Below are 13,384 nucleotides of genomic sequence, written 5' to 3'. Positions count from 1 at the left end.
AGCTGCAAGCGACACGCTTCACATAGAAGCGGTGCGTTTTGTAGCTTGCAGCTTGTCGCTTGAAGCTAAAAGGAATCTTTTATGACCCAGAAATTCGACGTGGTAGTGATTGGCGCAGGTCCTGGCGGCTACGTGGCTGCTATCAAGGCCGCGCAACTCGGTCTGAGCACTGCCTGTATCGAGAAGTACACCGACGGCGAGGGCAAGCTGGCTCTCGGTGGTACCTGCCTGAACGTGGGTTGCATTCCGTCCAAGGCGCTGCTGGACAGCTCCTGGAAGTACAAGGAAGCCAAAGAGAGCTTCAACGTCCACGGTATCTCCACCGGCGAAGTCAAAATGGACGTCGCTGCGATGGTTGGCCGCAAGGCTGGCATCGTCAAGAACCTGACCGGCGGTGTTGCCACCCTGTTCAAGGCTAACGGCGTTACTTCGATCCAGGGTCACGGCAAGCTGCTGGCTGGCAAGAAAGTCGAAGTCACCAAGGCTGACGGTACCACTGAAATCATCGAAGCCGAGAACGTGATCCTGGCTTCCGGTTCGCGTCCGATCGACATTCCACCGGCTCCGGTCGATCAGAACGTCATCGTCGACTCCACTGGTGCCCTGGAATTCCAGAGCGTACCTAAGCGCCTGGGCGTGATCGGTGCTGGCGTTATCGGTCTGGAACTGGGTTCGGTCTGGGCTCGCCTGGGTGCAGAAGTCACTGTTCTGGAAGCGCTGGACACTTTCCTGATGGCCGCTGATGCCGCCGTCTCCAAGGAAGCCCTGAAGACCCTGACCAAGCAAGGTCTGGACATCAAGCTGGGCGCTCGCGTCACCGGTTCCAAGGTCAACGGCGCTGAAGTCGAAGTGACCTACACCGATGCCAATGGCGAACAGAAGATCACCTTCGACAAGCTGATCGTTGCCGTTGGTCGTCGTCCAGTGACCACTGATCTGCTGGCTGCCGACAGCGGTGTGACCATCGACGAGCGTGGCTTCATCTTCGTCGACGATCATTGCGCCACCAGCGTACCGGGCGTTTACGCCATTGGTGACGTGGTGCGTGGCATGATGCTGGCTCACAAGGCGTCGGAAGAGGGCATCATGGTTGTCGAGCGCATCAAGGGCCACAAAGCCCAGATGAACTACGACCTGATTCCATCGGTTATCTACACTCACCCGGAAATCGCGTGGGTCGGTAAAACCGAACAGACCTTGAAGGCTGAAGGCGTTGAGGTTAACGTGGGCACCTTCCCGTTCGCGGCCAGCGGCCGTGCGATGGCTGCCAACGACACCGGTGGTTTCGTCAAAGTCATCGCCGATGCCAAGACCGACCGCGTTCTGGGTGTACACGTTATTGGCCCATCGGCTGCAGAACTCGTGCAGCAGGGTGCAATCGCAATGGAATTCGGCACCAGCGCCGAGGATCTGGGCATGATGGTTTTCTCCCATCCGACCCTGTCCGAAGCGCTGCATGAAGCCGCACTGGCTGTGAATGGCGGTGCCATTCACGTTGCCAACCGTAAGAAGCGTTAAACAATAAGAAACCACGGCGGGTGGCCCGTCGTGAGTCTTGCGTGCATGACTCACCGCGGAAAGTCCGCCGGACTCGAACTCCCGGAGCATACCGGGGGCATGTGGTCACAGGTGGCGCGGCACTCCAAAAGAGCGCAGCGCCGAAGCGCAGTACCTAACGAAGACGGTAAAAAGCATGAATCTTCACGAGTATCAGGGTAAGCAGCTGTTCGCTGAATACGGCCTGCCAGTTTCCAAGGGTTTCGCAGTCGACACCCCTGAAGCTGCCGCAGAAGCCTGCGACAAGATCGGTGGCACCGAGTGGGTTGTCAAAGCCCAGGTTCACGCCGGTGGTCGCGGTAAAGCGGGCGGCGTCAAGCTGGTTCGCAGCAAAGAAGACGCCAAGGCGTTCGCTGCGCAGTGGTTGGGCAAGCGTCTGGTGACTTACCAGACTGACGCCAACGGTCAGCCAGTGACCAAGATCCTGGTCGAATCCTGCACTGACATCGCCAAAGAGCTGTACCTGGGCGCTGTCGTCGACCGTTCGAGCCGTCGTATCGTGTTCATGGCGTCCACCGAAGGTGGCGTGGACATCGAGAAAGTCGCTCACGACACTCCTGAGAAGATCATCAAGGCTACTATCGATCCTCTGGTTGGCGCTCAGCCATTCCAAGGTCGTGAACTGGCGTTCCAGCTGGGTCTGGAAGGCAAGCAAGTTGCACAGTTCGCCAAGATTTTCGTCGGCCTGGCCAAGCTGTTCAAAGAACACGACCTGGCCCTGCTGGAAGTAAACCCGCTGGTCATCAAGGCCGACGGCGATCTGCACTGCCTCGATGCGAAAATCAACATCGACGCAAACGCCATGTACCGTCAGCCTAAGCTGAAAACCTTCCACGACCCGTCGCAAGACGACCCTCGTGAAGCCCACGCTGCCAGCTTCGAGCTGAACTACGTGGCACTGGAAGGCAACATCGGCTGCATGGTCAACGGTGCTGGCCTGGCCATGGGTACCATGGACATCGTCAACCTGCACGGCGGCAAGCCAGCCAACTTCCTCGACGTAGGTGGTGGTGCTACCAAAGAGCGCGTTACCGAAGCCTTCAAGATCATCCTGTCCGACAGCAATGTCGCGGCCGTTCTGGTCAACATCTTCGGCGGCATCGTTCGCTGCGACATGATTGCCGAAGGCATCATTGGCGCTGTGAAAGAAGTCGGCGTTAAGGTGCCGGTTGTTGTTCGCCTGGAAGGCAACAACGCTGAACTGGGTGCTAAAGTACTGGCAGAAAGCGGTTTGAACATCATTGCTGCAACCAGCCTGACCGACGCTGCTCAACAAGTTGTCAAAGCTGCGGAGGGCAAGTAATGAGCGTCCTGATCAATAAAGACACCAAAGTCATCTGCCAGGGCTTCACCGGCTCGCAAGGTACTTTCCACTCCGAACAAGCCATCGCCTACGGCACCAAGATGGTTGGCGGCGTGACCCCAGGCAAGGGCGGCACCACTCATCTGGGCCTGCCAGTGTTCAACACCGTTAAAGAAGCCGTTGCGGCTACCGGTGCTGACGCTTCGGTTATCTACGTTCCGGCTCCGTTCTGCAAAGACTCGATCCTGGAAGCGGCTTTCGGCGGCATCAAGCTGATCGTCTGCATCACCGAAGGCATTCCTACCCTGGACATGCTGGACGCCAAGGTCAAGTGCGACGAGCTGGGTGTTACCCTGATCGGCCCTAACTGCCCAGGCGTTATCACTCCGGGCGAGTGCAAGATCGGCATCATGCCAGGTCACATCCACTTGCCAGGCAAGGTCGGTATCGTTTCGCGTTCCGGCACCCTGACCTACGAAGCGGTCAAGCAGACCACTGACGCCGGTTTCGGTCAGTCCACCTGCGTTGGTATCGGTGGCGACCCGATCCCAGGCTCGAACTTCATCGACATCCTGAAGCTGTTCCAGGAAGACCCGAAGACCGAAGCGATCGTGATGATCGGTGAGATCGGCGGTTCGGCTGAAGAAGAAGCGGCTGCCTACATCAAGGCTAACGTCACCAAGCCTGTGGTTTCCTACATCGCTGGTGTTACCGCTCCTGCGGGCAAGCGTATGGGTCACGCTGGTGCAATCATCTCCGGCGGCAAAGGCACGGCAGACGAGAAATTCGCTGCCCTGCAAGACGCTGGTGTGAAAACCGTGCGTTCGCTGGCAGACATCGGCAAGGCCCTGGCCGAGCTGACTGGCTGGGAAGTGAAGAAATAAGCTTCGGCTAACTCTTCGCTCCAGACACAAAGGCCACCTTCGGGTGGCCTTTGTGCGTTCTGGCTGATGCATCTGTAGCCGCTGGCGCCAGCCTGCGATCGAGCGTAAAGCGCTCGCTCACCAGACGCTACCGTGACATTGGTTGTACCAGGTAGTACCTTTCTTGCTGTCGTGCACGCGACAAACACATGCGCCTTTCGGACACCTCGTCACCTAGCGGTGCGCAGTCGGTGCAACTTGGTTACACTGTCCCTACTTTCGTGTCGGTACCCCAAAAGGATACGGGCATGCTTTAAAGGGCTTGTCTCATCCGGACGGGCTACATTTTCCCTCACCCCAGGGGAAATCCCTCTCTAAATCCCGATTTCAGAAGTGTGGTATTTCCTTAATGAAAGTGTTGAAAGGCCAGGACATCCTGGCGCTTGGTTTTATGACGTTCGCGTTGTTCGTCGGTGCGGGCAATATCATCTTCCCGCCGATCGTCGGCTTGCAGTCCGGTCCGCATGTGTGGATGGCCGCGCTGGGCTTTCTGATTACTGCGGTTGGCCTGCCGGTCATCACTGTTATCGCCTTGGCCAAGGTCGGCGGCGGCATGGACGCGCTGAGCAGCCCGATTGGTAAGGTGGCTGGCGGCTTGCTCGCGGCAGTCTGCTACCTGTCGGTCGGCCCGCTGTTCGCCACCCCGCGTACGGCCACTGTGTCCTTTGAGGTGGGTGTGGCGCCGTTGACTGGCGAAAGTCCGACAGCGCTGTTTATCTACAGCCTGGTGTACTTCGTGGTGGTGCTGGCGGTGTCCATGTACCCCGGCAAGCTGCTCGACACCGTGGGCCGCTTCCTGGCACCTTTGAAGATCATCGCCCTGGCTGCCTTGGGCATTGCCGCCTTCATGCTGCCTGCCGGTACCAGCGGTAACGCAGAGCCCGCTTATCAGGCATCGGCGTTCTCCCAGGGCTTTATCAATGGTTACCTGACCATGGATACGCTGGGTGCACTGGTGTTCGGTATCGTGATCGTCAATGCTATTCGTTCCCGTGGGGTCGAGTCGCCAAGGCTGATCACCCGCTACGCCATCATTGCTGGCTTGATCGCTGGTGTCGGCCTGGCGTTGGTGTACATCAGTCTGTTCCGCCTCGGTGCGAGCAGCCACGAGATCGCTGCTGGCGCAACCAATGGTGCTGCGGTTCTGCATGCTTATGTACAGCACACCTTCGGTTCTCTGGGTAGCGGCTTTCTTGCCGTTCTGATTGCCCTCGCATGCCTGGTTACTGCTGTGGGCCTGACCTGTGCCTGTGCTGAGTATTTCAGCCAGGTACTGCCGCTGTCCTACCGCGCCCTGGTGGTGATCCTCTGCGGTTTCTCGTTGCTGATCTCTAACCTGGGCCTGACCAAGCTGATCATGTTCTCGATCCCGGTGCTGACGGCTATCTACCCGCCGTGCATCGTGGTGGTGGGCTTGAGTTTCTGCAAAGACGTGTGGAACTCGCAGGTGCGCATCCTGGCGCCGGTGATGTTGGTGTCGCTGCTGTTTGGCATGGTTGACGCCATCAAGGGCACCGCGCTGGCAAGTTACCTGCCGGATGCCATGGCACACCTGCCGCTGAGCGAGCAAGGCCTGGCGTGGCTGGTGCCGTCGGTGGTAACGCTGGCGGTAGCCGTGGTCTGTGACCGTATGCTGGGTAAGCCGCGCGAAGCGATGGCCTGAGAATCGGCCTTATGCCTGTCGCCGGCCACAAGCCATAGTGCGTCAGGCAAGGCAGTTTCCGAGCCCCGTATCTGAAAGGATGCGGGGCTTTTTCGTTTCTTGAGTTAGGACGTGTCTTTTTCCTCGGCTAAGCGTCGAAAGCCGGTCAACACACGTTACTGTGCACGAAACTCTTTACCGGGACCTTGCATGAGCTTCATTCAAAGTAATCTGAATCACCTGCTGGCGGCCTGCTGGTTTGTTGTTTGCTGGGGCGGCTATACCCGCTATGCCACCTGGAAAGGGCGCGATACAGCGTGCCTGGCCAGTGTGCTGCACTTGTATCGTGAAGACTGGATGCGGCGCATGCTGATGCGTGACAACCGCATTGCCGATGCCAGTGTGATCGCTAACCTTGAGCGCAACGCCTCATTCTTTGCTTCCAGTACGCTGATCATCCTCGCCGGTATTCTGACCGTGCTGGGGGCGTCGGATCGTGCAGTGTCGCTGTTGGCGGATCTGCCGCTGGTTCAACAGGCGACCCAGGGCATGTCGGAAATCAAGCTGTTGTGCCTGGCCACAGTATTTGTCTATGCCTTTTTCACTTTCAGTTGGTGCATGCGTCAGTACAACTTTGCGGCCGTACTGGTGGGGTCAGCACCGATGGTCGGTGAGCGCCATGTCAGCGAGTTGGAGCGCAAGGCCTTTGCCCAGCGCGCAGCGCGGGTAATTTCCATGGCCGCCAACCAGTTCAACTTTGGCTTGCGTTCTTATTACTTTGGCATGGCCATGCTCAGTTGGTTTATCAGCCCCTGGTTGTTCATGCTGATGAGCGCGGGGGTGGTGCTGGTGCTGTACCGACGTGAGTTTCATTCCGATGTGCTGGATGTGATGGTATATACCCCGACCGAGGTGCCTGCGGTGGAGGCGAGCAAAGAGCCAAGCATTAACTGAATCGTTAAGCGGGTTTATTGCAGGTATAAAAAAACCCGACAACTGTCGGGTTTTTTATACCAGTGCGCTTGCTTATTTAGCAGGCTCAGCTGGAGCGGTTTCTGGTGCTGGGGTAGCTGGAGCTGCTTCTTCAGCGGCTTTCTGCTGCGCTTCAGCACTGTCTTTGGCAGCTTCAGCGTTTTCTTTTGCGGCCTCGTTCACTTTATCCTGAGCTTCGTCCATCTTCTGCTGGGCGTTCTCGGTGTGTTGCGCTGCATCCTGAGCTTTGTCTTCGCTGGCTTTATCGCAAGCAGCGAGACCCAGGGCGGCGGCCAGCATTACGGCAAAAGCAAAAGGTTTACGCATGGGGTGTTTCTCCTTGTGGGAATAAGTTACTTGTTCCTTTGAGCTCAAGTAACGGAAAGAAGTTCCGCATACATTACAGATATATAACTGTAGGATCTACATAGACTTTTCTCTAGGCGTGTGCATTGACCGAATAACCACAAGGGCAATAGTGACATGAGTGAGACTCCATTGATGGCCATGGCCGCACGCTTTCTTTCGGCGCTGCCTCATTGCCAGCGACTAGCGATGCGCGTGCACCATGCTGATGCACAAGGAATGACCCTGATCCTGCCTTATGCAAAGAAGATTATTGGTAATCCGCAGACCGGTGCCATCCACGGTGGTGCGCTGACCACGTTGATGGACACCACCTGCGGTATGGCCACGCTGTGCGCGTTGGCAGAGTTCGAAGTGTGTCCGACGTTGGATCTGCGTATCGACTACATGCATTCCGCTAAACCCGAGCTGGACATCTATGGCTACGCCTACTGCTATCGGGTTACCCGTGATGTGATCTTTACCCGCGGTATGGCCTATCAGGAGGACCCCGAGGAGCCAATTGCTCAAGTGGTGGGCACCTTCATGCGCTTGGGCAAAGGCGTGAAAGGTGGGCTGAATTTTGGCAATGCACTGAAGGGGCGCGCGCAATGATCCCGCCTGAGGTGCACCAGCAATTACGTCAGGCCCATGCTGAAGGTAATTACCAGCCGTTGTTGCAGCTGATTCCGTATGCTGGGCTGATTGGCATCCAGTGCAGCCGCGAGGGCGATGATCTGCTGTTCTGCTTGCCTGCCAATAAGGACAACATTGGTAACCCTATACTGCCCGCGATACATGGTGGGGTGATCGCCGGCTTCATGGAGTTGTCCGCGGCGCTGTACCTGCTGATTTTCAGTGAGAGTGCGACCATTCCGAAAATCATCGATTTTTCCATCGACTACCTGCGCGCCGGGCATTTTCGCGACACCTATGCCCGCTGCCAGCTCTGGCGCCAGGGGCGGCGGGTGACCAACGTGGCCATCACCGCTTGGCAGGGTAACCCGGACGAGCCGATTGCCACCGCGCGTGCGCATTTCAAGATCGAAGAAATCAATGCGCCCTTGAAATAACCTCTACCGCCCCCATCTGCATGACATCCCGCCGTGAAAGTAGGCCTGGGCCGTGGTGCCCACCTGCCGAGCGACAACTGCCATCAGATTGGAGTGTTGAAGACCATGAGTGTGGAAACTCAAAAAGAAACCCTGGGCTTCCAGACCGAGGTAAAGCAGCTGCTGCACCTCATGATCCATTCCTTGTACTCGAACAAGGAAATCTTCCTTCGTGAACTGATTTCCAACGCCTCCGACGCGGTCGACAAGTTGCGTTTCGAAGCCTTGGCCAAGCCTGAGTTGCTCGAAGGCGGCGCCGAGCTGAAAATTCGCGTCAGCTTCGACAAGGACGCCAATACCGTCACCCTCGAAGACAACGGTATCGGTATGAGCCGCGAGGATGTGATCACCCACCTGGGTACCATTGCCAAGTCCGGCACTGCCGACTTTATGAAGCACCTCACCGGTGATCAGAAAAAAGATTCGCACCTGATCGGTCAATTCGGCGTGGGCTTCTACTCGGCGTTCATTGTGGCCGACAAAGTTGACGTGTTCAGCCGTCGTGCTGGTGCGCCGGCTGGCGAAGGCGTGCATTGGTCGTCCAAGGGCGAAGGCGAATTCGAAGTTGCCACCCTCGACAAGGCCGAGCGCGGTACCCGTATCGTCCTGCACCTGAAAAAGGGTGAGGAAGAGTTCGCCGACGGTTGGCGCCTGCGTAACATCATCAAGAAGTACTCCGATCACATCGCTCTGCCGATCGAGCTGCCCAAGCAGGTCGACGCGGCTGAAGGTGAAGAGAAGCCGGCCGAAGAATGGGAAACCGTCAACCGTGCCAGTGCCCTGTGGACCCGTCCGCGTACCGAGATCAAGGACGAGGAATACCAGGAGTTCTACAAGCACATCGGTCACGATTTCGAGAACCCGCTGGCCTGGAGCCACAACAAGGTCGAAGGCAAGCTTGAGTACAACTCGCTGCTCTACGTCCCGGCACGCGCGCCATTTGATCTGTATCAGCGTGAAGCGCCGCGCGGCCTGAAGCTGTACGTCCAGCGTGTATTCGTCATGGACCAGGCTGAGTCGTTCCTGCCGCTGTACCTGCGCTTTATCAAAGGCGTGGTTGACTCCAACGACCTGTCGCTGAACGTTTCGCGGGAAATCCTGCAGAAAGACCCAATCATCGATTCGATGAAGTCGGCGCTGACCAAGCGCGTTCTGGACATGCTCGAGAAGTTGGCCAAGAACGAGCCTGAGCAGTACAAGGGCTTCTGGAAGAACTTCGGTCAGGTGATGAAAGAGGGTCCGGCCGAAGACTTCGCCAACAAGGAGAAAATCGCCGGTTTGCTGCGCTTTGCCTCCACCAGCGACGACAGCGGCGAGCAGAGCGTGTCGCTGGCCGACTACCTGGCGCGTGCCAAGGAAGGTCAGGACAAGATCTACTTCCTCACCGGCGAGTCGTACGCACAGGTCAAAAACAGCCCGCACCTGGAAGTCTTCCGCAAGAAAGGCATCGAAGTACTGCTGCTGACCGACCGTATTGACGAGTGGCTGATGAGCTACCTGAGCGACTTCGACGGTAAGAGCTTCGTCGATGTTGCTCGCGGTGACCTGGACCTGGGCAAGTTGGACTCCGAAGAGGACAAGAAAGCCCAGGAAGAAGTCGCCAAGGAAAAAGAAGGGCTGGTTGAGCGCCTCAAAGCCGCCTTGGGCGAAAGCGTCAGCGAAGTGCGTGTCTCGCATCGCCTGACCGACTCGCCAGCGATCCTGGCCATTGGTGAGCAGGACCTGGGCCTGCAAATGCGCCAGATCCTCGAGGCCAGCGGGCAGAAGGTGCCGGATTCCAAGCCAATCTTCGAATTCAATCCGGGCCATCCGCTGATCGAGAAGCTGGACAACGAGCAGAGCGAAGACCGTTTCGCTGACTTCTCGCATATCCTCTTTGATCAGGCTGCGCTGGCAGCGGGTGACAGCTTGAAGGACCCGGCGGCGTACGTTCGTCGCCTGAACAAGCTGCTGGTCGAATTGTCGGCTTAAGTAGAGTCAGGAAAGCCCGCTTCGGCGGGCTTTTTTCATGGTGCAAGGAGGACTGCATGAGCAAGGTTACTATCGAGTCGCTGGTCTATCATGTTGCCGGCAAAGCCTATGAGAGTCGTTTGGTCTACACCCAGGGCGCCTTGGGGCAGCCTGGATTGCTGATGGCGCCTAACTGGATGGGGATTGGTGAGGGGGCCGAGCGTATTGCCAGGGAGGTCGCCGCTCAGGGCTATGTCGTACTGATTGCCGATATCTACGGTCAGACTGTGCGCCCCTCAAATATGGATGAAGCAGCGGCAGCGATGATGCCCCTCAAAGAGGACCGTGTAGAGCTGCGCAAACGCATGAAAGAAGCATTGAACCAATTGCTCGGGCAGTCCAGGGGTGTGTTGGAACCGGGCAAGCTGGGTACTTTCGGTTTCTGCTTCGGCGGCTGCTGCGCACTGGAACTGGCCCGTGAGGATGAGCGGCTGCAGGCTGCAGTGTCCTTCCACGGTACGCTGGATTCACCCTTGCCGGCGCAGGCAGGTAAGGTCAAGGCCTCGATGTTGGTGCTCCATGGTGCAGCCGATCCGTTGGTGCCCAAGGAGCAGTTGCCGGCATTTGAGGCGGAAATGGACGCTGCCAAGGTTGATTGGCAAGTGATCAGCTATGGTGGCGCGGTGCATTCGTTCACGGATACGGCGGCCAATGTGCCTGGCAAGATGAAGTACGACGCGCGTACCTCCAAGCGTGCCTTCCGGGCGATGTTCAACTTGCTTGATGAAGTATTCAGGGCTTGAGAAGTGGTGGGCTGCGTTGCAGCCCATCGCCAGCAACGCCGACGCCCAACTGCTCTGACTGGCCCCTTGAGGCCGCAGCCTCGTGCCTTGGCAGCGGCTAAGAGGTTGTCTACGCGAAGCGCTCGCAGTGGTTTTAGGGCAACTCGATTCGCTCACTTTCCCCCGGTACCGTCGGCCAATCGCCAGCCGCCCAGCGTGCCCGTGCCTGATCAATCAGCAGTGGATCACTGGCGACGAAATTCCAGTTCATCCGCCGCGGCCCATCCAGTGGCGCGCCACCGAACAGCACCAACTGGCATTCGCTGTCAGCAAACAAACTCATCTCCTGTCCTTCGGGTAGCACGACCAGGCTGTGCGCCTCGACCGCTTCGTCGTTCAGGCTCACCTCACCCTCCAGCACATACAGCGCCCGCTCGGCGTGCTCGTTGGGGATGCTCAGCGTAGTCGCCGCCTGCATCTGCACCAAGGCATACAGTGTCGGCGACAGCACCGGTACCGGCGACTGTAGGCAGAAGCCATCACCGGCAATCATGCGGATGTTCACCCCCAAGTTGTCGCTGACCGGCAAACTGGCAGCCGGGTGATGGCTGTAGTGACTGTCACCTTGTTCAGCGTCCTTGGGCGACGCCAGCCATACCTGTAAACCATGCAGGCGCGAACCCCTGGCGAGCAGATCGGCCGGGGTCCTTTCGACATGGGCAATGCCACGGCCGGCGGTCATCCAGCTGACCTCTCCGGCCTTGACCCGTTGATCGGAGCCAAGGCTATCTTTATGCAGCAACTCGCCTTCGAACAGGTAGGTGAGGGTGGACAGGCCGATATGCGGGTGCTGGCGGATGTTCACGCCATTGCCGGCGGCGTAGTCGGTTTCGAGCATATGATCGAAGAACACGAAGGGTCCGACACTGCGGCATTGTGCCGAGGGCAGGGGGCGCAGGATCGGTTGGCCCTCGACGGATTCAGCGCGAGGGCGGATAACCAGGGGATTGCTCACGGTGGGCTCCAGGCCGGGGATAATGACCCTGAGCATAACCTGTTACAGATAAGGGCTGAACTGCGTGGCGCACTGGTCGGTCTACCCTGACTGAAACGCGAAGAAGGAACGCGCAATGTTTGCCAGAACCCTGGTCTGGGTCGTGTTGATGGGCTTGACCTTGCAAAGTGTGCAGGCGCGGGAGTACCGCTACAGTGATGCGCATTTGCACTATGTGGATTTCTTTCAGGAAAGCGAGGGCATGGACGCGCTGCTCAAAGCGATGGACGAAGCGCGCATCGATCAGTCGATGATCTCCGGTGTGGCGGTGGCAAAAAAATGGCATGAGGATGAACCCAAGCGCCCGCGCTACTACGCCGGTGACGATGCTGATGCCTATTGGTACAGCGCTACTGATATCTATATCGCCGCAGCATTGGAGAAGCTTGAGCCCGAGCAGCGTCGGCGTTTTCACCCGTTTCTGACCGGCTTCAATCCCGTAGACAAAAATGCAGTGGCGCACATCGAGCGGATGCTTGAGCTGAATCCAGGTCTTTGGCAGGGCATTGGTGAGGTTTTCACCCGTCATGACGACCTGACCGCCCTGACCAGCGGCGATACCCCGCGCGCCAACAACGAGGCCATGACGCGTATTTACCACCTGGCGGCTGAGCAGGACCTGCCGGTGCTGATCCACTCCAACATCACCTCCAAGCGTGAGCGCAATCCACTGTACCTGGCGGAAATCGAAGCGCCGTTGCGCAATCATCCGCATACCCGTTTCATCTGGGCCCATGCCGGAACCAGTCTGGAAATTCATCGGCATCAAACACAATTGGATTTCTTGCTGCCGACTCTGTCCCGCATGCTCGAGACGTATCCCAACTTGTACATTGACCTGTCCTGGAGCGTCCTGCAGCCTTACCTGCTGGACGAGCGCGGTAAGCCTAGGGCTGAGTGGGTCGAATTGGTCAAACGCTTCCCAGAACGCTTTATGCTCGGTTCTGACGTGGTCGGGCGCTTCAGTAGCCTGGGGGAGCAATTGCACAGCTTCGATCCGTTCCTCGATGCCTTGCCAGCAGACGTCGCGCAAAAGGTTGCCGTGGATAACTTTCTCGCGGTGCTGCCCAAGCGGCGTTGAGCCAGTTCCCCAGTTGTCATCAGTCTGTCATGCCAGCGTCATAGCCTGCCGCCATCAATTCTGATGGAGTGCATCATGTTTTTCAGTCGTTTGAGCGCTGTGTGCGGGCTTGTGCTGGTCAGTGGCCTGGCCAGTGCCGAGGTCCGGGTCCAAGGACCGATCGAGTACGGGCTGTTTGAAACCCGTCATCAGAACTTCCAGCCTGGCGAACGGGTGCTGACTCAGAACAACCAGACCATCGAGCACACCGACGAGATTCCGGCGCGCCTGGGCAGCAAGTTCGGGATGCGTTATCGCCTTGAGGGCAAGGCTGCTGAAGACACGCCACTGACCCTGTTGTACCTCACCCCTGGGGTGCGCACCCCCGACGGCAAGCGCCATGACAAATTTGAAGTGGTACAGAAGCTGGTGCCAGGGGCGGCACAGGATGTAATGGCCTTCGAGTTCACTGAAAATTACGAAGTGGTGCCGGGCCAATGGCATTTCATGGTGTTCCAGGGGGATCGCCTGCTGGCCGAGCAGCGCTTTACTGTGCGCTGAGACGGGCCGCACCTGTCGTCGAGATGAGCAGGCGCTTTGATATCACGTTTTCGTCTAACGCAATTCTTCCAAGGGCCGATATCTTCTAGAAGAAGGGATTGCTGCATTGTTGTGCAGCGCTTT

At 57.9% G+C, this 13,384-nt stretch carries 13 protein-coding genes; 11 read left to right on the top strand and 2 right to left on the bottom strand.

The window, feature by feature from the left end; translation table 11 throughout:
* The first annotated feature begins 81 nt into the window (after positions 1-81).
* From lpdA to CX511_RS17905, 5 genes are all read left to right on the top strand, one after another.
* Positions 82-1,518 carry a dihydrolipoyl dehydrogenase gene (gene lpdA, locus CX511_RS17925; RefSeq protein WP_045188764.1) on the top strand — a complete coding sequence of 479 codons (1,437 nt, stop codon included), beginning with the start codon at positions 82-84 and terminating at the stop codon, positions 1,516-1,518.
* Positions 1,519-1,693: 175 nt separating this feature from the next.
* Complete coding sequence (gene sucC, locus CX511_RS17920; protein ID WP_043863134.1) at positions 1,694-2,860, top strand: ADP-forming succinate--CoA ligase subunit beta; 1,167 nt, start codon at positions 1,694-1,696, stop codon at positions 2,858-2,860.
* Complete coding sequence (sucD, locus tag CX511_RS17915) at positions 2,860-3,744, top strand: succinate--CoA ligase subunit alpha (protein ID WP_038613108.1); 885 nt, start codon at positions 2,860-2,862, stop codon at positions 3,742-3,744. The genes sucC and sucD overlap by 1 nt, the downstream gene beginning before the upstream one ends.
* A 388-nt stretch (positions 3,745-4,132) precedes the next feature.
* Positions 4,133-5,446 (top strand): branched-chain amino acid transport system II carrier protein, encoded by a 1,314-nt coding sequence (brnQ, locus tag CX511_RS17910; RefSeq protein WP_045188755.1) that lies wholly within the window; start codon positions 4,133-4,135, stop codon positions 5,444-5,446.
* Between the two features lie 189 nt (positions 5,447-5,635).
* Entirely contained in the window at positions 5,636-6,379 is a 744-nt protein-coding gene (locus tag CX511_RS17905) for a DUF599 domain-containing protein (RefSeq protein WP_045188754.1), read from the top strand.
* A 72-nt stretch (positions 6,380-6,451) separates the two neighbouring features.
* Here the strand turns inward: CX511_RS17905 and CX511_RS17900 are convergent, their stop codons facing one another.
* Complete coding sequence (locus CX511_RS17900; protein WP_045188752.1) at positions 6,452-6,724, bottom strand: hypothetical protein; 273 nt, start codon at positions 6,722-6,724, stop codon at positions 6,452-6,454.
* Positions 6,725-6,880: 156 nt separating this feature from the next.
* On the opposite strand from CX511_RS17900, the gene CX511_RS17895 reads away from it, so the two are divergent.
* The 4 genes from CX511_RS17895 (at position 6,881) to CX511_RS17880 (ending at position 10,607) form a co-directional block, all read left to right on the top strand.
* Complete coding sequence (locus CX511_RS17895; protein ID WP_101293147.1) at positions 6,881-7,357, top strand: PaaI family thioesterase; 477 nt, start codon at positions 6,881-6,883, stop codon at positions 7,355-7,357.
* The gene (locus CX511_RS17890; protein WP_101293146.1) at positions 7,354-7,815 is read left to right on the top strand and encodes a PaaI family thioesterase; all 462 of its coding nucleotides are present in this window, start codon (positions 7,354-7,356) and stop codon (positions 7,813-7,815) included. The genes CX511_RS17895 and CX511_RS17890 overlap by 4 nt, the downstream gene beginning before the upstream one ends.
* Before the next feature lie 105 nt (positions 7,816-7,920).
* Positions 7,921-9,825, top strand: a complete 1,905-nt coding sequence (gene htpG, locus CX511_RS17885) for a molecular chaperone HtpG (RefSeq protein WP_101293157.1) — start codon at positions 7,921-7,923, stop codon at positions 9,823-9,825.
* Between the two features lie 56 nt (positions 9,826-9,881).
* The gene (locus CX511_RS17880; RefSeq protein WP_101293145.1) at positions 9,882-10,607 is read left to right on the top strand and encodes a dienelactone hydrolase family protein; all 726 of its coding nucleotides are present in this window, start codon (positions 9,882-9,884) and stop codon (positions 10,605-10,607) included.
* Positions 10,608-10,740: 133 nt separating this feature from the next.
* Here CX511_RS17880 and CX511_RS17875 read toward each other — a convergent pair whose 3' ends face one another.
* Positions 10,741-11,601 (bottom strand): pirin family protein, encoded by an 861-nt coding sequence (locus CX511_RS17875; RefSeq protein WP_101293144.1) that lies wholly within the window; start codon positions 11,599-11,601, stop codon positions 10,741-10,743.
* Between the two features lie 115 nt (positions 11,602-11,716).
* Between CX511_RS17875 and CX511_RS17870 the strand changes: the two genes are divergently transcribed.
* Together CX511_RS17870 and CX511_RS17865 are read left to right on the top strand one after the other, a co-directional pair.
* Complete coding sequence (locus tag CX511_RS17870) at positions 11,717-12,721, top strand: amidohydrolase family protein (RefSeq protein ID WP_101293143.1); 1,005 nt, start codon at positions 11,717-11,719, stop codon at positions 12,719-12,721.
* A 75-nt stretch (positions 12,722-12,796) separates the two neighbouring features.
* Positions 12,797-13,261, top strand: coding sequence for a DUF3859 domain-containing protein (locus CX511_RS17865; protein WP_045188742.1), 465 nt, complete (start codon positions 12,797-12,799; stop codon positions 13,259-13,261).
* The last annotated feature ends 123 nt before the right edge of the window (positions 13,262-13,384 follow it).

Origin of the sequence: Pseudomonas sp. S06B 330 (assembly GCF_002845275.2) — a bacterium.
Taxonomy (GTDB): Bacteria; Pseudomonadota; Gammaproteobacteria; order Pseudomonadales; family Pseudomonadaceae; genus Aquipseudomonas.
The sequence above is the reverse complement of the archived record's forward strand: the minus strand, read 5'-3'. Positions and strand labels throughout refer to the sequence as shown.